19 protein-coding genes are annotated in these 19,087 nt (G+C 62.2%); 12 read left to right on the top strand and 7 right to left on the bottom strand.

Annotation, left to right across the window (positions count from 1 at the left end):
• The first annotated feature begins 26 nt into the window (after positions 1-26).
• The 8 genes from ACSBPU_RS14520 to rarD all read left to right on the top strand — a co-directional run bounded on the left by ACSBPU_RS14520 (position 27) and on the right by rarD (position 8,037).
• Positions 27-1,526: a DegQ family serine endoprotease gene (locus tag ACSBPU_RS14520; RefSeq protein ID WP_442598367.1), complete on the top strand. Its 1,500-nt coding sequence runs from the start codon at positions 27-29 to the stop codon at positions 1,524-1,526.
• A 119-nt stretch (positions 1,527-1,645) separates the two neighbouring features.
• Positions 1,646-3,439, top strand: coding sequence for a translation elongation factor 4 (gene lepA, locus ACSBPU_RS14515; RefSeq protein WP_442592760.1), 1,794 nt, complete (start codon positions 1,646-1,648; stop codon positions 3,437-3,439).
• A 26-nt stretch (positions 3,440-3,465) separates the two neighbouring features.
• Positions 3,466-4,353, top strand: coding sequence for a signal peptidase I (gene lepB / locus ACSBPU_RS14510; protein WP_180068204.1), 888 nt, complete (start codon positions 3,466-3,468; stop codon positions 4,351-4,353).
• Positions 4,353-5,111, top strand: a complete 759-nt coding sequence (gene rnc / locus ACSBPU_RS14505) for a ribonuclease III (RefSeq protein ID WP_180068205.1) — start codon at positions 4,353-4,355, stop codon at positions 5,109-5,111. Before lepB ends, rnc begins: the two co-directional genes overlap by 1 nt.
• Entirely contained in the window at positions 5,108-5,995 is an 888-nt protein-coding gene (gene era, locus ACSBPU_RS14500; RefSeq protein WP_442592759.1) for a GTPase Era, read from the top strand. The genes rnc and era overlap by 4 nt, the downstream gene beginning before the upstream one ends.
• The gene (gene recO / locus ACSBPU_RS14495) at positions 5,988-6,572 is read left to right on the top strand and encodes a DNA repair protein RecO (RefSeq protein WP_442592758.1); all 585 of its coding nucleotides are present in this window, start codon (positions 5,988-5,990) and stop codon (positions 6,570-6,572) included. Before era ends, recO begins: the two co-directional genes overlap by 8 nt.
• On the top strand, positions 6,569-7,153 hold the full coding sequence (locus tag ACSBPU_RS14490) for a PIN domain-containing protein (protein WP_442592757.1): 585 nt from the start codon (positions 6,569-6,571) through the stop codon (positions 7,151-7,153). Before recO ends, ACSBPU_RS14490 begins: the two co-directional genes overlap by 4 nt.
• Positions 7,150-8,037, top strand: coding sequence for an EamA family transporter RarD (rarD, locus tag ACSBPU_RS14485; protein WP_442592756.1), 888 nt, complete (start codon positions 7,150-7,152; stop codon positions 8,035-8,037). Before ACSBPU_RS14490 ends, rarD begins: the two co-directional genes overlap by 4 nt.
• 112 nt (positions 8,038-8,149) lie before the next feature.
• Here the strand turns inward: rarD and ACSBPU_RS14480 are convergent, their stop codons facing one another.
• The 3 genes from ACSBPU_RS14480 to ACSBPU_RS14470 all read right to left on the bottom strand — a co-directional run bounded on the left by ACSBPU_RS14480 (position 8,150) and on the right by ACSBPU_RS14470 (position 11,045).
• Positions 8,150-8,857, bottom strand: a complete 708-nt coding sequence (locus tag ACSBPU_RS14480; RefSeq protein ID WP_442592755.1) for a Bax inhibitor-1/YccA family protein — start codon at positions 8,855-8,857, stop codon at positions 8,150-8,152.
• 219 nt (positions 8,858-9,076) lie between these two features.
• Positions 9,077-9,526, bottom strand: coding sequence for a DNA polymerase III subunit chi (locus ACSBPU_RS14475; RefSeq protein WP_442592754.1), 450 nt, complete (start codon positions 9,524-9,526; stop codon positions 9,077-9,079).
• Between the two features lie 7 nt (positions 9,527-9,533).
• Positions 9,534-11,045: a leucyl aminopeptidase gene (locus ACSBPU_RS14470; RefSeq protein ID WP_442592753.1), complete on the bottom strand. Its 1,512-nt coding sequence runs from the start codon at positions 11,043-11,045 to the stop codon at positions 9,534-9,536.
• 55 nt (positions 11,046-11,100) lie between these two features.
• Here ACSBPU_RS14470 and lptF point away from each other — a divergent pair, with 55 nt between their 5' ends.
• The gene (gene lptF, locus ACSBPU_RS14465) at positions 11,101-12,222 is read left to right on the top strand and encodes an LPS export ABC transporter permease LptF (RefSeq protein ID WP_442592752.1); all 1,122 of its coding nucleotides are present in this window, start codon (positions 11,101-11,103) and stop codon (positions 12,220-12,222) included.
• Positions 12,223-12,324: 102 nt separating this feature from the next.
• On the opposite strand, the gene ACSBPU_RS14460 is transcribed toward lptF, so the two are convergent.
• The 4 genes from ACSBPU_RS14460 to ACSBPU_RS14445 form a co-directional block, all read right to left on the bottom strand.
• Positions 12,325-12,717 carry a c-type cytochrome gene (locus tag ACSBPU_RS14460; RefSeq protein WP_442592751.1) on the bottom strand — a complete coding sequence of 131 codons (393 nt, stop codon included), beginning with the start codon at positions 12,715-12,717 and terminating at the stop codon, positions 12,325-12,327.
• Positions 12,714-13,289: a ferritin-like domain-containing protein gene (locus tag ACSBPU_RS14455; RefSeq protein WP_442592750.1), complete on the bottom strand. Its 576-nt coding sequence runs from the start codon at positions 13,287-13,289 to the stop codon at positions 12,714-12,716. Before ACSBPU_RS14455 ends, ACSBPU_RS14460 begins: the two co-directional genes overlap by 4 nt.
• Positions 13,290-13,360: 71 nt before the next feature.
• Positions 13,361-14,056 carry an RNA polymerase sigma factor gene (locus ACSBPU_RS14450; protein WP_442592749.1) on the bottom strand — a complete coding sequence of 232 codons (696 nt, stop codon included), beginning with the start codon at positions 14,054-14,056 and terminating at the stop codon, positions 13,361-13,363.
• A 31-nt stretch (positions 14,057-14,087) separates the two neighbouring features.
• Positions 14,088-15,047, bottom strand: a complete 960-nt coding sequence (locus ACSBPU_RS14445; protein ID WP_442592748.1) for a LysR family transcriptional regulator — start codon at positions 15,045-15,047, stop codon at positions 14,088-14,090.
• A gap of 120 nt (positions 15,048-15,167) precedes the next feature.
• On the opposite strand from ACSBPU_RS14445, the gene ACSBPU_RS14440 reads away from it, so the two are divergent.
• The 3 genes from ACSBPU_RS14440 to ACSBPU_RS14430 all read left to right on the top strand — a co-directional run bounded on the left by ACSBPU_RS14440 (position 15,168) and on the right by ACSBPU_RS14430 (position 18,982).
• Positions 15,168-16,391 (top strand): ABC transporter substrate-binding protein, encoded by a 1,224-nt coding sequence (locus ACSBPU_RS14440; protein WP_442592747.1) that lies wholly within the window; start codon positions 15,168-15,170, stop codon positions 16,389-16,391.
• Positions 16,392-16,440: 49 nt separating this feature from the next.
• Positions 16,441-17,934 (top strand): CoA-acylating methylmalonate-semialdehyde dehydrogenase, encoded by a 1,494-nt coding sequence (locus ACSBPU_RS14435; protein ID WP_442592746.1) that lies wholly within the window; start codon positions 16,441-16,443, stop codon positions 17,932-17,934.
• A 73-nt stretch (positions 17,935-18,007) separates the two neighbouring features.
• Positions 18,008-18,982: a CysB family HTH-type transcriptional regulator gene (locus tag ACSBPU_RS14430; protein WP_442592745.1), complete on the top strand. Its 975-nt coding sequence runs from the start codon at positions 18,008-18,010 to the stop codon at positions 18,980-18,982.
• The last annotated feature ends 105 nt before the right edge of the window (positions 18,983-19,087 follow it).

Raw genomic sequence — 19,087 nt, 5'->3', positions numbered from 1 at the left:
TGAATTTTCCAGCCAGGAGTTCCATGATGCAATTGATACGTCTAGGAAGCACACCAATCAAACGTATCGCGGCCTGCGCCGCGGCCAGCGTCGCCATGGCCTTAGCCGTTGCGGGAACGGCCGTCAACGCCCAGTCCAGTGTCGCGCCGACGCTGTCCGTTCCCGATTTCACGCAGGTGGTCGAGCAGACCGAAGGGTCCGTCGTCAATATTCGCACGACCGAGTCGGTACCCGTGCGCCGCAGCCCCATGGGCCCCGGCGGCAACGATCCCTACGAAATGTTCCGCTGGTTCTTCGGTCCCGATTTCGTGCCGCCCGGCATGCCGGGCGGTCCGGGCGGACCGCGCCAGCGCAATGCGCCCACGCCGCCAGAGCAAGAACGCACCGTGCCTCGCGGCGTCGGTTCGGGCTTCATCATTTCGGCCGACGGGTACATCCTCACCAATAACCATGTGGTGGCGAAATCCAATGGCATCTTCGTCACGTTGACGTCGGGCAAGGAGTACAAGGCCAAGGTCATCGGAACGGATCCCCGTACCGATGTCGCGCTCATCAAGATCGACGCCGAAGGCCTCACCCCGTTGCCCATCGGCGATTCCACCAAGCTCAAGAAGGGGCAGTGGGTCCTTGCCATCGGTTCGCCTTTCGGGCTGGACTCCACCGTAACCTCCGGCATCGTCAGCGCGATCAATCGCGATACGGGCGACTATCTTCCCTTCATCCAGACCGACGTGGCGGTCAATCCCGGCAACTCCGGCGGGCCGCTCATCAATCTGGCCGGGCAGGTGGTAGGGGTCAATTCCCAGATCATCTCCCAAAGCGGCGGCTTCATGGGGATTTCCCTCGCGATTCCCATCGATGAGGCGATGCGGGTGGTCGACCAGCTGAAGGCGCATGGCAAGGTGACGCGCGGCCGCATCGGCGTGCAGATCGGTTCGGTGTCCGAAGACGTCGCCAAGGCGATAGGCCTTGAAAACGCCAAGGGCGCGATGGTCAGCAACGTCGAACCCAGCGGCCCGGCCGCACAGGCAGGCGTGCGCTCCGGCGATGTCATCACCAGCTTCGATGGCAAGCAGATTTCCCAGATGTCGGATCTTCCCCGTATCGTGGGCGGTACCAAGCCGGGCAATCGCGTGCCCATGGAGGTCTGGCGCAAAGGCAAGACCGTGACCCTTCATGTCAAGGTGGGCGAAATGCCTTCCGGAGACGAGCCGAGCGCAGAGCAGGGCGAGCAGCCCAAGGCCGAGGCGGCCGACGTCCTGGGCCTGAAGGTGATCGAAGTGTCCGATGCGGTCCGCGAAAAGCTGGACATCAAGGGCGGCGTGCAAGTGGCCCAGGTCGAAGAGCCGGCTGCCACGGCGGGCCTTGCCCCGGGCGACATCATCGTCACCATCAACGACGTGGACATCACCAGCCCTTCGCAGTATGCCAAGGTGGTGTCGGGCTTGAACAAATCCCGCGCGGCAGCCTTGCTGGTGATGCGTGGCGATCAATCCCAGTGGATCACCATCACTCCCCGAAAATAATTGGCAGAAACGGCTAAAATGTCGTCAGGCAAAAGGGAGCGCCCTCTAGCGCTCCCTTTTTTATGCTTCCCATTAATACTCTCTGCCCGGCACCCGGGCGGGTTTCTTTCTGATGGTTTATGGATCACATCCGCAACTTTTCCATTATTGCCCACATTGACCACGGCAAGTCCACGCTTGCCGATCGCCTGATTCATCGTTGCGGGGGGCTGGCCGACCGGGAAATGTCCACCCAGGTCCTTGATTCCATGGATATCGAGCGCGAGCGCGGCATTACCATCAAGGCCCAGACGGCCGCGCTGCGCTACCAGGCCCGGAACGGAAAGGAATACGCGCTCAATCTCATCGATACCCCGGGCCATGTGGACTTTTCCTACGAAGTCAGCCGGTCGCTGTCCGCCTGCGAAGGGGCACTGCTGGTCGTCGACGCATCGCAGGGCGTCGAGGCCCAGACCGTCGCGAACTGCTATACGGCCATCGAGCTGGGCGTCGAGGTCCTGCCGGTGCTCAATAAAATGGATCTTCCCTCCGCCGATCCCGAAGGGGCGCGCCAGGAGGTCGAGGACGTCATCGGCATCGACGCTTCCGAAGCCATACTCTGCAGCGCCAAGACCGGCATGGGCATCGACGACATCCTCGAGATGATCGTCAGCAAGGTGCCGCCGCCCGTGGGCGACCCTGCCAAGCCCCTGCAGGCGCTGATCATCGATTCGTGGTTCGACAACTACGTCGGCGTGGTCATGCTGGTCCGGATCGTGAACGGCGTGCTGCGGCCCAAGGACAAGATCCTGCTGATGGCGGCCGGCGCCAGCCATCTTTGCGAGCATATCGGCGTCTTCACGCCCAAATCCGTGCCGCGCACCGAGCTGTCGGCCGGCGAGGTCGGGTTCGTGATCGCCGGCATCAAAGAGCTGGAACACGCCAAAGTGGGCGACACCATCACGCTGTCCGGCAAGCCCGCCAGCCAGGCGCTGCCCGGCTTCAAGGAAGTGAAGCCCCAGGTTTTCGCCGGGCTTTACCCAGTCGAAAGCAGCGAGTACGATCAGCTTCGGGATTCGCTCGAGAAGCTGAAGCTGAACGACTCTTCACTGATGTTCGAGCCAGAGGTCTCCCAGGCGCTGGGCTTCGGCTTTCGCTGCGGCTTTCTTGGGCTGCTGCACATGGAGATCGTCCAGGAACGGCTCGAGCGCGAATTCGACATGGACATCATCACGACCGCCCCGTCCGTCGTGTACGAAGTCGAGCAGCGCGACGGTACGGTGGCCATGATAGAAAGCCCGTCGCGGATGCCCGAGGTCGGCAACATCACCGAAATTCGCGAGCCCATCGTCACCATCACGCTGTTCATGCCGCAAGAATACGTGGGTCCCGTGATGTCCTTGTGCATGGCCAAGCGCGGCGTGCAGCTGAACATGACCTACCACGGCCGGCAAGTGCATCTCATGTACGAAATGCCGCTGGCTGAAATCGTGCTCGATTTCTTCGACAAGCTGAAATCCGTGTCGCGTGGGTACGCGTCGATGGACTACGAGTTCAAGGAATACCGGGCTGCCGATGTCGTGCGGGTCGATCTCCTGATCAACGGCGATCGCGTCGATGCGTTGTCGATGATCGTGCACCGCGCCAACGCCCGCTATCGGGGGCGCGAGGTCGTGTCCAAGATGCGGGGGCTCATACCGCGACAGATGTTCGACATCGCCATCCAGGCGGCCATCGGCGCCGAAGTCATTGCCCGGGAAAACGTCAAGGCCCTGCGCAAGAATGTGCTGGCAAAATGCTACGGTGGCGACATCTCCCGCAAGAAGAAACTGCTTGAAAAGCAGAAGGCCGGCAAGAAGCGCATGAAGCAAGTGGGCAACGTGGAAATACCCCAGGAAGCCTTCCTGGCCATCCTGCAGGTCGAGGATAAATAATAATTTCAAATGAGGGTTTACCGGGTATGAGTTGGGATTTTGCGCTGATCTTGTTCCTGTTGCTGCTGGTCACGGGTGTGGTCTGGTGCCTGGATTTCTTTTTCCTGCGCAGCAGGCGGCGCGCGAACGGCGTCGCAGCCATGGCGTCGGTTGCGCCGGCCATCGAGGGGCTCGAGCCTTCCGATGCCGCCCGCATACGCCAGGAGGCCTATGACAACGCCAATCGCGCGCCGTGGTGGGTGGAATACTGCGTCAGCTTTTTTCCGGTGATACTTTTTGTCTTTGCGTTGCGCTCCTTCGTTGTGGAGCCTTTTCGCATCCCGTCGGGCTCCATGCTGCCTACACTGCAGAACGGCGACCTGATCCTGGTCAACAAATTCCAGTACGGGATCCGGCTGCCTGTCATCGACAAGAAAATCATCGACATCGGCGAGCCCAAGCGCGGCGACGTCATCGTGTTCCGCTATCCGGTGGATCCGGACGTGGACTACATCAAGCGCGTCGTCGGCCTGCCGGGCGATGTGGTGCAGTATCAGAACAAGGTCTTGACCGTCAATGGCAATCCGGTGCGCCACGTACGCGACGGCGATTATTTCGAGCCGGACCGCTCGGCCTACGTCGGGCGCTACATCGAAGAGCTCGGCGAGACGAGCCACGACATCCTGCTCAACAAGCAGGCGCGCCAGGACTACATGCCCATCTCGAATTTCCCGTATCGGGAAAATTGCGACTACCTGGGCAACGGGGTGCGCTGCACCGTGCCGGCCGGCCATTACTTCATGATGGGCGACAACCGCGACAACAGCCTGGACAGCCGCTATTGGGGCTTCGTGCCTGAAGCGCACATCGTGGGCCGGGCCTTTTTCATCTGGATGAACTTCGGCGACCTCGGTCGCATAGGTGGCTTTCGCTAATGGGCAACCTGGTTTCCTTGCAGACGGCCCTGGGGCATCAGTTTGCGGACGCCTCTCTGCTGGAGCAGGCGCTGACGCATCGCAGCCACAGCGCCCGGCACAATGAGCGCCTGGAATTTCTAGGGGACTCGGTGCTGAATTTTGTCGTGGCCGCTTTGCTGTTCCAGCGTTTCGACAAAATCGACGAAGGCGATCTGTCGCGGCTGCGTGCCAACCTGGTCAAGCAGGCCTCATTGGCAGACATCGCTGGGAACCTGTCCTTGTCGCAATACTTGAGGCTGGGCGAGGGCGAACTCAAGAGCGGCGGCTTCCGCCGTCCGTCGATCCTCGCCGATGCGCTCGAAGCCTTGTTCGGCGCCGTATTCCTGGATGGCGGCTATGCCGCCGCACAGCACGTGATCGCCAGGCAATACGAACCCATCCTGCAGAACGTGAATGCCAAGACCCTGGGCAAGGATCCCAAGACTTTGCTGCAGGAACTCCTGCAGGCCCGCAAGGTGGACCTGCCCGTCTATACCGTCATCGCCACGCACGGCGCGGCGCATAATCAGCTTTTTGAAGTGGAGTGCCATATCCCCAAGTTCGACATCAAAGTGACGGCCGGAGGCGGCAGCCGGCGCGCCGCCGAGCAGCAGGCGGCCGAACAGGCCATCGCCGCGCTGGAGGCCCTGGCACCGGCCAAGGGCGGAAGAGGGCACCGGCCACGTAAATCCACACAGCTCTCCTTGCCCGTCGCTGTGCCACAGGAGCACAAATGACCACTCCCTATCGTTGCGGCTTCGTGGCCGTCGTGGGCCGTCCCAATGTGGGCAAATCGACCCTGACCAACGCCCTGATCGGCACCAAGATCTCCATCGTTTCGCGCAAGGCGCAGACCACTCGGCATCGCATCCATGGCGTGCTGACACGCGACAAAGAACAATTCGTATTCGTCGATACGCCGGGCTTTCAGACCCGCCACGGCGGAGCGATGAACCGCATGATGAACCGGGTGGTTACCCAGGCCCTCGCCGACGTCGACGTCGTGGTGCATGTCGTCGAGGCGGGCAAATGGTCTGCGGGGGACGCCCAGCTGCTGCCCTTGCTGCCCAAGGGGGGCAACACCATCCTGGTGATCAACAAGGTCGACGCGCTCAAGAGCAAGAACGACATGTTCGCCTACGTGAGCAAGATCATGGCGCAGTTTCCCTATTCCGCCGTGGTGCCGGTCAGCGCCCTGCGCGGGGTTCAGCTCGAGGAACTGCTGGGGGAAATCGCGGCGCGCCTGCCCGAGGGCGAACCGATGTTCGAAGCCGATACCCTGACCGACAGGCCGGTCCGCTTCATCGCCGCTGAGCTCATCCGCGAGAAGATCTTCCGCTTGGTGGGCGACGAACTGCCCTACGGGTGCACGGTCGTGATCGAGCAGTGGGAAGAGGACGACGCCGGAGCCCGCGTGGCCGCCTGCGTGCTTGTCGAGCGCGAAAGCTATCGGCCCATTCTTTTGGGGGCGGGCGGCGTCCACATGAAGCGCATCGCTTCGGAGGCACGGCAGGACATGATCAAGCTTCTGGATAAACCGGTGCACCTCGAGGTCTACATCAAGGTCCGCAAGGGCTGGTCGGACCGCGAGAGCGCGCTGCGCGAACTGGGGTATGAGTAGAAGGACGCTGCGTGTCCAGGATGCCGAGGCCTATCTGCTGCATTCCTCGCCCTGGCGCGAGACCTCGCTCCTGATCCAGGCATTCGCGCGCGAGCATGGTGTGGTGTCTCTTGCCGCGCGGGGCGCAAAACGGCCGTATTCCGTCCTGAGGCCCGTCCTGTCCGCTTTTCAGCCGCTCGCGATTTCCTGGAGCGGCGCGGGCGAGGTCAAGACGCTCACGCGGGCCGAATGCGCGGGGGTGCACAGGCTTTCCGGCCGGGCGCACATGTCCGCTTGGTACATGAACGAACTGCTGCTGCGGCTGTTGCCGCGCGAGGACCCTCATCCCGTCCTTTTCGATGCCTATGATGCGGCGCTGAGGCGGCTCGCATCGCAGCAGCCGGCCGCAAGTGCATTGCGCCGCTTCGAATGGATGCTGCTGCATGAAACCGGATACGGGGTCGAAAACGACGCCCCCGATTTCGACGACCCGGCGCTGGAGCCTCAACTGCGCCGGCAGCTGCGGGAGCGTCTCGATGAGCTTCTCGGCCGCCCGCTCCAGACCCGCAAGGTCCTGATGGAGCTGCAAAGATATTGAACAAGCGCGTGCCCGATATCCTGGTCATGGATACTTGCGTCCTGATTTCCAATGTCCTGCGCCGAGGCGTGCTTCACCTGGCGCGGCAAGCCTGTTTCCGTCCGGTCTGGAGCGAGGTCATAGGCGATGAATGGCGCCGCAATGCCGCTCGTTTGTGGGGCGTGCCCCACGAAGACGTCCAGACCCAATGGCAGGAACTGCAAGACGCGTTTCCGGAGGCGGACCAAGGAAACGTCGAAGCCTATAAGGCCGGCTTGCGGCGCAGCGATCCGAAGGATTGGCATGTCGTGGCGGCCGGCCGGGCGGCACAGGCGCGGTGGCCCGGGCTGGAAGCGAGCATCCTGACGCGAAATATCCGGGACTTCAATCGCTCGGAACTGCGAGGGATGGGCCTCGGCCTGCTCGATCCGGACGAGTTCATGCTGCGTTGCTGGCAACAGTACCCGGATGCCACGCATGGCCTGATGGCGGCCTTGCCCGGCTATGCCTTGGCGCCCGACAAAGAGCTCGAGCCGCTGGACGCCATACTGAGGCGCGAGCGGCTGTTCCGGATCAACAAGCTGGTCGTCTGTTCGCCATGACGCGCGGTGTCGTCCTTTCCGTCCTGTCCTCCGTCCTGTTTGCCGTCCTGTACTACTACACGACCCTGCTTCATCCTCTGGACGGGGCCGAGATATTCGCTTGGCGCATATTGCTGTGCCTGCCCGCCGTGGCGGTGTTGCTTGCCCGATCCCGAGGCTGGAAAGAGGTGGCGCAGGTTTTCAGGCGGCTGCGCCATGAATGGCGCCTATGGCTGCTGCTGCCTTTGAGTTCCGCATTGATAGGCGCCCAGCTTTGGCTGTTTGTCTGGGCGCCCCTGCATCAGAGGGCGATGGACGTCTCCATGGGATATTTCCTGCTGCCGCTCGTCATGGTTCTGATCGGCCGCGTACTCTATCAGGAAAAGCTGAACCGGCTACAGACCGCCGCGGTCTTCGTCGCGGCCTTGGGCGTGGCCCATGAACTCATGCGCACCGGGACGTTCTCCTGGGTGACGGCGCTGGTCATGTTCGGTTATCCGCCGTATTTCATTGTGCGCCGCAAGCTTCGGATGGGGTCGCTGAGCACACTTTGGTTCGACATGATGCTGATGGTGCCGGCCGCCTTGCTCATATTGGGAGGCCAGGATCTTGGAGTGATCGAGCAGTTCCGGCAGCGGCCGGCGCTTCTTGGCTTGGTGCCGGTGCTTGGCGTCATCAGCTCCGCGGCGCTGATCGCCTATCTGACGGCAAGCCGATACCTGCCTTTGGGCCTGTTTGGCCTGCTGGGGTATGTGGAACCGGTGCTGCTGTTCTGGGTCGCCCTGCTGTTTCTGAGCGAAGAGGTGCCGGCGGCGGCGTGGCTGACCTACGTTCCGATCTGGATGGCAGTGGCGCTGGTGGCCCTGGATGGAATGAAAGGGCTCAGACGCCGCAAGCGGATCTGAACCCGCCTGAGGCGCAAGAAGAGGGGGTCAGGCCCCGTACGGGGCCTGACCCCATGGTCTCGAGGTCCGATCTGGGTGTCAGACCCCGCATGAGGTCTGACACCTATCGCCTTTATTCCCGGTCGCCGCCGAAAATGCCGAGCAGCATGAGCAGGTTGGCGAAAATATTGTAGACGTCCAGGTAGATGGCGAGCGTGGCCGTAACGTAGTTGGTTTCGCCGCCGTTGATGACGCGCTGGAGGTCTACCAGAAGCAGTGCCGAGAAAATGCCGATGGCCATGACGGAGATGGTCAGCATAAGTGCGGGCAACTGCAGGAAGATGTTGGCGAGCGAGGCCACGATGAGGATCACCACGCCAATGAACAAGAACTTGTGCATGGTGGAGAAGTCGCGCTTGCTGGTGCTGGCGACGCTTGCCATGGCGCCGAACACCACCGCCGTGCCGCCGAAGGCCAGCATGATGAGCTGCGAGCCGTTGGCCAGGCCCATGACGTGGCCCAGCAGGCGCGACAGCATGATGCCCATGAAGAACGTGAAGGCGAGCAGCAGCGCGACGCCGACCGAGCTGTTCTTGTTGCGCTCGATGAGGTACATGAGGCCGAATGCGCCGATCAGGAAGACGATGGCGCTGGTGCCGGGGCTGGCGCCCATGACTTGATTGATGCCTGAATTCAGCCCGACGAAGGCGCCCAGGACGGTAGGCACCAGCGAAAGGGCAAGCAGCCCATAAGTATTGCGCATGACACGGTTGCGCACCGCTGCCGACGTGGCGGTGGAGTACGCGCCGTTGTCAGCCAAGGTTGGACGAAGATCGCTCATGATGCTTCCTTTGAGATAGATAGAAACTTTAACGCTAAGGTTAACTGACAACTAGCTGAAAATGCAAGGTGCTGATTATGGGGTCAGACCCAAAGGGTCTGACCCCGGTGGTCGCGCCGGATTTCATTGTTGGGGTCAGACCCCATATGGGGTCTGACCCCTGACGTCGTGATGGGTTCCATTGAAGGGGTCAGGCACCGTACGGGGTCCGACCCCCGTTCAGCGCTTGGATGCCGAGGACACGTCATGGGCATGCAGGTCGTGCCCGGCCGCCTGGTATTCGCGCCACCGTTCGCGTGCCGCGAGCTTGTCTTCGTCGTGGCCGGACACGATTTCCAGGATCCGCTCGAATTGCCCGGCGTTCGGCGGGCACTGGAGGTCCAGGTTGAGCAGCCAGCATGGGGCCTGGGCTGCGCCGGGCTCGGGCGGGACGGGCGCGTTGCTGGTCAGCAGCACCGGCGTTTCCGGGGCGAGCGCGTCGTCGGCATGGACATGGGGCACGAAGGCCGTGGCTTCGAAGCCCCACAGCAAGCGATCGAATTTGGCCAGCCGGGCCTGGTCTTGCGTATAGACGACCAGCCGGCGGCCCGCCAGAAACTGCTTGTTGGCGACTTGGCAAGCCATGCGCAGACGGTCCGGCGCGCCGAAGGCGAAGTCGATGCGGCTCACTGCCGGTTCAGCCCGCCTGGGCCAGCAGGTAATGGACGAGCAAGGGGACAGGGCGGCCCGATGCGCCCTTGTCCTTGCCGCTGCGCCACGCCGTGCCGGCGATGTCCAGGTGTGCCCAGGGATAGTTCTTGGTGAACCGCGACAGGAAGCACGCCGCCGTGACGGATCCTCCCGGCATGCCGCCGATATTGGCCATGTCGGCGAAATTCGAATGGAGCTGTTCCTGATAGGCGTCCTCCAGGGGCATGCGCCATGCGGTATCGTTGGCCTCGCGTCCCGCTTTCAGAAGGCTGTCGGCGAGTTCGTCGCTCTTGCTGAAAAGCCCGGTGTTGACATGGCCCAGCGCCACCACGCAAGCGCCGGTCAGGGTGGCGATGTCGATCACGGCGGCCGGCTTGAAGCGTTCGGCGTATGTCAGGGCATCGCACAGCACCAGGCGGCCCTCGGCATCGGTATTGAGGATTTCGATGGTCTGGCCCGACATGCTGGTGACGACGTCGCCCGGCTTGTTGGCACGCCCGCTGGGCAGGTTCTCGCAGGCGGGAATCAGGCCGATGACTTCGCGGCCGAGCTCGAGCTCGGCAACCGCGCGCAGCGTGCCCAGCACGCTGGCGGCGCCGCACATGTCGTATTTCATTTCGTCCATGTTGGCGGCGGGCTTGAGCGAGATGCCGCCGGCGTCGAAGGTAATGCCTTTGCCGACCAGTACGATGGGCGCCTTGTCGCCCTTCGATGCGGGCTTGCCCGTGGCGGGCGTGTGCCTGAGGACGATGAAGGCGGGCGGTTCATAGGAGCCGCGCGCCACCGAAAGGAAGGAGCCCATCTTGAGGGCTTCGATCTGTTTGGCGTTGAGGACTTCGGCCTTGAGCGACTTGAACTCCTTGGCCAGCTTTTTGGCGGTGGCGCCCAGATAGGTGGGCGTGCAGACGTTGGGTGGCAGGTCGCCGAGTTCGCGCGTGAGGTTCATGCCGTTGGCGATGGCGCGACCTTCGCGCAGTCCGTTCTGGACTTGGGTTGCCTGTGTGCGCGGGATCCAGACCGTGAACTTCTTGAGTTTGGGCGCGCCATCCTTTTCCTTGTCTTTGCTCAGGGTGGCGCTGTACCGGTAGACCGACACGCCGGCGGCGCAGGCGGCGGAACGGGCGCGGGCCCGCAAGCTGCTGTCGGGGCAGTCGATGGCGGCCAGCGTGGAGGTGCCTTCGGACAGGTTGGCGCCGACGCAGTATTTTGCGAAAGCCTGTTCGGCTTTGGCATGCGTGGCGGCTGTATAGGATTCTTGATTGCCCAGGCCGACTAAAATGACGCGTACGGCGCTCACGCCGGGCAGGTTGTGCAGGGCAAGATGGCTACCGGCCTTGCCTTTGAATTCAGTCTTGAGCGCCGCGCTCACGGCGCCATTGCTTGCGCGATCGATGGTTTCAGCGGCAGGGCTCAGCGCGCCGTCGGCGAATATGCCGATGGCCAGCGCCGCTGTTTTCAATTGATGCAATGAAGCGGTGGTCTGTGTGCTAAATTCCATTCCAGTTTCCCGAGAGTGTCCATAGGATGCTTGTGATTATCCCGCATATTCTCTCATGTCACTATTCAAGCGTTCCGTAGTCTCGGAAATCATGAGTCACGCCGGCGTCGTGCTGTCCACGCTGCTGGTGGTGTGGCTCAGCGTATTGCTGGTGCGCTTGCTTGGCGAGGCAGCCAACGGGTCCATAGGCGCCGACGTGGTGTTCGGGCTGGCCACGTTTTCCAGCATCACCGCCTTGCCCGTCATTTTGTCGGTGTCGCTGTTCATTGCCGTCCTGACGACGGTCACGCGCAATTTCCGTGAATCCGAAATGGTGGTGTGGTTTGCCAGCGGGCTATCGCTGAAAGACTGGATAGGGCCGATCATGCGCTGCGCGGTGCCGATCGCCTTGATGATCGCGGTCCTGACCCTGGTCGCCTCGCCCTGGGCCTATCGACAGATCACCGAGTACCGGCAGCGCTACGAGCAGCGTTCCGACCTTTCCAAGGTGACGACCGGCCAGTTCATCGAAACCAATGACGGCGCACGGGTGTTTTTTGCCGAACAGCCCACGCAACCGGGCGAGGAGATGGGCAACATCATTGCGCGGGTCGTGGATCAGGAATGGCTGAGCGTCGTCACTGCTCAAGGCGCGCGCATCCAGGAGGAAGCCAACGGCGACCGCTTTCTGGTCTTGAGCGAAGGCCATCGCTACGACCTGAAGCCCGGCCTGCCCGATTTTCGCCTGATCGACTTCGAGCGCTACGGCTTCCGACTCGAAAGCAAGGCCAGCGCGAGCTCGATCGACGCGGCGCGCCAGCTTGCCGAAAGCCAGATCAAGGCCAGGCCGACCATGCAGCTGTTCGCCGACGACACGGACGAGGCCAGGTCGCAGATCATGTGGCGGCTGGCCTTGCCGCTGGCGGCATTGAACCTCGCCTTGCTGGCCATTCCGCTGGGCTCGGTCAATCCGCGGCTCGGGCGCTCGGGCGATTTTCTCATCGCCGGCCTGGTCGGCCTGCTTTACATGAACCTGATCAATCTGTCGCGTGGCTGGATCGGTAGCGGGCAATTGAGTTTCGGCGTCGGCGTCTGGCTGGTGCATGCCATTTTCACGGCGTTGATGGCCTATATGATGTGGCGCAAGCTGCGCGTCAAGGCTCCCAAGGATCCGGCTCCACCCGACCCCGCGGTTTGAGCGGGGGGAGGCCTTGGGGTCAGACCCCCTACGGGGTCTGACCCCCACGTCCGGACCCCGTACGGGAGATCTCGGGGTCAGACCCCGTACGGGGTCTGACCCCTACTTCCGGGCCTTGCATTCGGGCGACGAGTCGGCCTGTCGCAGCCATGCAATGAGGTCGGCGCGCTCCTGGGGGTCGGGGATGCCCGCATAGCCCATGGACGTTCCCGGCACGCTGTCCATGGGGCTGCGCAGGAAGGCGTCCAGCGCAGCCTGGTCCCAGACTAGGCCGGAAGCCCGCATGGCCGGAGAGTAAGGAAAGCCGGGCACAGACCCCGCCTTACGCCCCAGCAGGCCGCAGTGCCGCGGACCGGTCCGGTCGTAGGCCAGGGCATGGCAGGCCAGACATCGCTCATAGACGGTGGCGCCTCGAACGGCGTCGCCGGCAGGGCCCGCCACGCACAGCGAGGCGCCTGAAAGCAGCCCGGCTCCCAACGCTAGGCGCATGATCATGATACGAAAGCGTCCGGCACCGGCGCCTCTCCCAGGGCATTGCGCAGCACGGCCCAGTGCATGGCTTCATCGCCCAGTATGCTGGCCGCCGCCTTTGCGAGTTCGCGATTGTCCAGGATGGGCACGGCGCCGAGGTAGGCGCTGACCGCCCCTTTTTCCAGCAGCGCGGCGAAGCGGAGCACATCTTCCTGAGACTTGAGTTTATCGGTCGGAAATTGATATTTGTCCTTGGCCGAGGCGGGTCGGCCGCCGAGCGTCTGAACGGTTTTCGCCAGCAGTTCCGCATGCTGGGCATGATGTCCCTGAAAAGTGAGGGCAAGGTCCCGGACGGGCGGCTTCAGCAGGCCGCTGTCCGCGCCCAGCTGATAGGCCGCAATGGCTTCCAGTTCGGCGCTCAGGGCGGAGTTCAGGACGCGGACATCGGAAGCCGGCGCGTCCTGGCCCTTGGCCAGGGCGGGCCGTCCGGCGAGCAGGGCAATGGCAGTGCCCGACAGGACGAGGCCGGTGCCGCCGAGAAAGGCGCGGCGCGGAAGGTGCAAGGCCGGCGTGGCGGCAAAAGCGAGAAACGACATGATGCTTCTCCTTGAGGAAAAGGATGGAGTGGCCCCTGATGGGGAAAAGAGAGGAGCGGGGAAGACCTGCGCTATGGCGCGGCGTCGAGCCGGGCGAGGACGTTTGCCACGATGCGGTTGCAGCGGTCGCCGGCAAAGCTGAAGCTTTCGGGCAGGGCGTCTTTCGGCATGCTTCCAAGAGATTCGCGTAGCAGGCGGCGCGCGCGGAAATAGCGGCTGCGCACGGTGGCCGGCGCAATCTGCAAGAGCGCGGCTGTCTCTTCCACGCTCAGTTCTTCGACGGCGCGCAGAACGAACACCATGCGGAAGAGATCGGGAAGCTGATCGATGCGTGTTTCCAGAATGTGCCGGACTTGGCGTCCCGCCAGGTTTTGCTCCGGCGTGCCACCCACCGACAGGGGCGTCGAGGTTTCCATGCTGATGTCCCCATCTAAAGGCTCGTCCTTGAACTCGAGCCAGGCCGCCAGGTGGTTGATCTTGCGCAGGCGGTGCACGGACTCGTTGATCACGATGCGCACCAGCCAGGTCGAGAGCGCGGAGTTTCCGTGGAAACGGTGCATGGCACAGTAGGCCTTGTAGAAGGCGTCTTGTACGGCCTCCTCAGCGTCCGCATCGTTGCGTAGAATGCTTCGCGCGCTGCGATACATGCGCTGGTTCAGGCTGCGCATCAGGCCAATGAAGGCCTGGCGGTCGCCTTGAGCGATGCGTTGCGCCAGATGCAGGTCGGCGAGATGATTTTCTTGGGGTTTGACCAGGGCGAGCGGCATGTCGGTATCCTGAATGTATCTGCTTGCCCCATTAGATGCCTTGCGCGACGGCGGCGTTCCCGCCCGCTTCCCGCGGCAGGTATTTCAGTGTGCCCTCATCACCCCGCATCAGGCCCTGGTTGAGCTGTACGGAGGCCTTCAGAAAGTCCCACAGCGCCATGACGCGGCTGGAATGCCGGAGGTCTTCGTGGCAATACATCCAGAAGCTGCGCCGCACCTCGATCTCGTCTTCGAGGACGGCTTGGAGCCTGGTGTCCTGTGCCGCCATGAAGCAGGGCAGGATGGCCAGAGACTGGCCTTGCAGGGCGGCGTGGTATTGCGCCACGACGCTGGTGCTCTTGAATATCACTCTTGCGTCGGAAACGATGTCCTCGAGATAGCGCAAGTGATCGCTGAACAGGAGCTCTTCGACATAGCCGATGAAGGTGTGCGATGGCAGGTCGGCCTTGCTGCGTATCGGGTGGGAATCCACCAGATATGCCTTGCTGCCATAGAGCTTGAGCGAATAATCCAGCAGCTTCGTGCATAGATAGGGCCCACGCTGCGGGCGTTCCAGGGAGATCGCGATATCGGCCTCGCGCTTGGAAAGGCTGATGAAACGGGGCACGGGCATGATGTCCAGCGTCACTGCGGGAAAGCGGCGCTGGAAGTCCACCATGAGCGGCGCCAGGACATAGCTGCCGAATCCTTCGGTCGAGCCAACGCGCAAATGGCCCGACACGGCTTGCGACTGGCCGGATATTTCTTCACGCGCATTGATCAGCGTGCCTTCTATGCGTTCGGCGTAGGCAAAAAAGCGTTGGCCATCTTCGGTCAGCGTGAAGCCGCTGGCCTTCGACTTGTTGAACAGGACGGCGTTCAGTTCGCGTTCAAGGGCCTGGATCCTGCGCGAGACGGTGCTGTGGCGCACACCCAGGCGCTGCGCCGCGGCGCTGACGCGCTGCGTGCGGGCCACTTCAAGAAAATAACGGATTCCGTCCCAGTCGAGCATGGCTGTTGTGCATAAATTAGCAACTAATGTGCAAATATTTTGATAGGAATTAGTTTTTTACACAACTACACTGCGAGAGTGCCTGCGGGCGCGACCCTATAAAAAACATCGGAGACAAGCATGAAGAGACTCAGTGTGTCACTGGCTATCAGTGTTTGCATGGGCGTATTGGGAACGGCCAGCGCCAAGGCGCCGGCGGTCAAGATCGGCATCCTTACCGATATGTCGGGTACCTACGCCTCCATGGGCGGGGCGGGTTCGGTCGCCGCGGCGCAATTGGCCATCGACGACTGCCTGGCAGCCGAATGCAAGGGCATGGACATCGATCTTCTGTCGGCCGACAACCAGAACAAGGCCGATGTGGGCGCCGCCAAGGCGCGCGAATGGTTCGACCGGGACGGTGTCACCGCCATTGCGGACCTGACCAACTCCGCCGTGGCTCTGGCGGTGCAAGGCATCGCCAAGGAGAAAAACAAGGTAGTGATGTTTTCCGGCCCGGCCACCACGGAACTGACCAACAAGTCTTGCTCTCCCGTGGGCTTTCATTGGATGTTCGACGTCTATTCCCAATCGGTCGGCGGTGTGGGCGCCACCATCGAGAAGGGCGGAAAGTCCTGGTTCTTCATCACGGTCGACTACGCGTTCGGCCATTCCCTGCAGAAGGGCGCCGGGGACATGGTGCAGAAGCTGGGCGGCGCGGTCGTGGGTTCGGTGCTGCATCCCCTGAATGTCCCGGATTTCGCCTCTTATCTGCTTCAGGCCCAAAGCTCAAAGGCGCAGGTCGTGGCGCTGGCCAATGGCGGGGCCGACGTGGTCAACGCCATCAAGCAGGCGCGCGAGTTCGGGATCGTCTCCGGTGGACAGCGGCTGGCCTCGCTCCTGATCTTTCTTTCGGATTTGCGCGCACTGGGACTGGATACCGCGCAAGGCTTGACGTATGTCGATGGATTCTATTGGGATTTCGATGACGGCACGCGCAAGTGGTCGGACCGGTTTGCGCAGGCCTTCCGCGGCCTGAAGCCGACCATGACGCAGGCCGGCGTGTATTCCAGTGTGCTGCATTATCTGAAAGCCGTCGCTTCCGCGCAGTCCACCGACGGCGACGTGGTTGCGGCGAAGATGAGGGAATTGCCCATACAGGACCTGGTCATGCGCAATGCGTCCATACGCCCGGACGGCCGGGTGATCCACGACATGTATCTGTACGAGGTGAAGCGGCCTTCGGAGTCCACCGGCGAATGGGATCTGTCCAAGCTGGTCGCCACCATACCGGCTGCGGACGCCTTCCAGCCTTTGTCCGAATCCACATGCCCCCTCGTGGCGGAATCCAAGGCCGCCGGCTGATGCATCACCCTTGGCACGCAATCCGCGTGCATAGTTCTAGGAGACTTCAATGAGTGCAGTTCCACGCATCCCGCTGCTGATCGGCGGAAAACTCGTGCAATCGAAAACCACCGAATGGCGCGATGTATTCAATCCGGCGACTCAGGAGGTGGTGGCGCAAGTTCCGTTCGCCACCAAAGAGGAGCTCGATCTGGCGGTGGAGAATTCGCGCGAGGCATTTGCCGCTTGGCGCAATACCAGCCAGGCCGCCCGCACGCGGGTCATGCTCAATCTTCAGAAGCTGGTTCGTGACAACACCGCCGCACTGGCCAAGGCGATTACGCTGGAGCACGGCAAGACCCTGCCGGATGCCGAAGGCGAGGTGGGCCGCGGTCTTGAAGTCATCGAGCATGCGTGCGCGATATCGTCTTTGCAACTGGGCGAATATGCCGAGAACGCCGCGACGGGCATCGATGTCTATACCCTGATACAGCCTCTGGGCGTATGTGCCGGCATCACGGCGTTCAATTTCCCCATCATGCTGCCTTGCTTCATGTTTCCGATCGCCGTCGCGGCCGGCAACACCTTCATACTGAAACCGTCGGAACAGGATCCGAGCTCATCCCTGATGCTGGCCCAGCTGGCGCTGGAGGCGGGGCTGCCTCCAGGCGTGCTCAATGTGATCCATGGCGGCCCGGACATTGCCAATGGGTTGTGCGAACACCCTCATGTGAAGGCGGTTTCCTTTATTGGCTCGACACGCGTGGGCACTGAAATCTACCGGCGCGCGTCCGAAGCGGGCAAGCGATGCCAGGCCATGATGGGCGCCAAGAACCACTGCGTGATCATGCCGGACGCCGACCGCGAGGTGGCATTGAACCAGCTGGTGGGCGCGGCCTTCGGAGCGGCGGGACAGCGTTGCATGGCCACGTCGGTCGCGGTAGTGGTCGGCGAGGCCAAGGACTGGCTGCCGGATTTCGTCGAGCGCGCACGCAAGCTCAAGGTCAATATAGGCTCCGATCGCGATGCGGATCTCGGCCCGCTGGTTTCTCCCGCCGCGAAGAAGCGCGTAGAGGGCTTGATACAGAAGGGCGTCGAAGAGGGCGCTGAACTGCTGCTGGATGGGCGCGGCCTGAGCGTCGCCGGCTACGAGCAAGGAAACTTCGTGGGGCCGACCGTCTTCGGTGGCGTCAAAGCCGACATGGCCATATACCGCGAAGAAATATTCGGCCCAGTGCTGTGCGTGGTGTGCGTCGACACCTTGGAAGAGGCGGTGGAGTTCATCAACCAGAATCCCAACGGCAACGGCGTGGCCGTGTTCACGCAGGACGGCGGCACCGCACGCTACTTCCAGAACCACATCGACGTCGGGCAGATCGGCATCAACATCCCGATTCCGGTTCCCGTCGCCTGGTTCAGCTTCACCGGGTCGCGCGCCTCGAAGCTGGGCGACCTGGGTCCCAACGGCAAGCAGGCGGTGCATTTCTGGACGCAGACAAAGACCGTGACAGCGCGCTGGGTGGCGCACGCTACAGGGGTGAACACTACCATCTCCATGAAGTAAGCTTATTACCAGAATAAATATAAATTAATTTCTTTATTACATATAATAGCCCTACTTACAGGGCTATTTTTTTATGAATCTTCAACAATTCCGGTTCGTTCGTGAAACTATTCGCCGCAACTTCAACCTGACCGAGGCGGCGCGCACGTTGTTTACTTCGCAGCCTGGCGTATCGAAGGCGATCATAGAGTTCGAGGACGAGCTGGGCGTCAAGATCTTCGAGCGCCATGGCAAGCGGATCAAAGGCCTGACCAAGCCCGGCCAAGTCGTTGCCCAAGTCATCGAACGCATCATGCGCGAAGTCGACAATCTTAAAAAAGTGAGCGACGAATTCGCCCGGCGCGACGAAGGAGGACTGGTCATCGCCTGCACGCACGCCCAGGCGCGCTACATCCTGCCCAAGGTGATTCCGGCGTTTCGTGAAAGGTTTCCCAAAGTCCGTGTATCGCTAGCCGAAGGCAACCCGCCGCACCTGGCCAGAATGGTGCTGCATGAACAGGCCGACGTCGCCATTGCGACCGAAACGCTGTCGCAAACCCCCGGCTTGGCGGCGCTGCCTGTCTACTCATGGGAGCACACGATCGTGGTGCGCCCTGATCACCCCCTCGCCGAACTGACGTCCAGCGCCGCCAAGGAGATCTCCCTGGAGCAGGTCGCACAGTATCCCATCGTGACCTATGACCATGCCTTTTCGGGCAGGGGGGCGATAGACAAGTCCTTCATGCAGGCCGGCATCACACCCGACATCGTCCTCGAGGCCATCGATGCGGACGTGATCAAGACTTATGTGGATGTGGGGCTGGGCATCGGCATCATTGCCGGCATGGCTTTCGATCCCCGACGCGACAAAGGCCTGGTGGGCCTGCCCGCGGGGCATCTGTTCGGCACGCATACCACGCGCGTTGCCGTGAAGTCCGGCGTGTTCCTGCGCGATTACGTGTACGTGCTGCTCGAAATGCTGGCACCCGAGCTCACGCGCGAAGTGGTGCAAGAGGCCATAGATCAGGCGCCGGGCGCCGAAGCAGGGTCAGACCCCAAGGGGGTCTGACCCTGAAAACGACCCATGCTGGTGCCCGCTGGACGGGGGTCAGACCCCGTACGGGGTCTGACCCCTTCTAGCTCCTTTCCGATGAACACATAATCGCAAACCCTA

This window comes from Parapusillimonas sp. JC17 (assembly GCF_052180245.1).
Taxonomy (GTDB): Bacteria; Pseudomonadota; Gammaproteobacteria; order Burkholderiales; family Burkholderiaceae_B; genus Parapusillimonas.
This window is presented reverse-complemented; position numbering and strand designations above follow the sequence as displayed.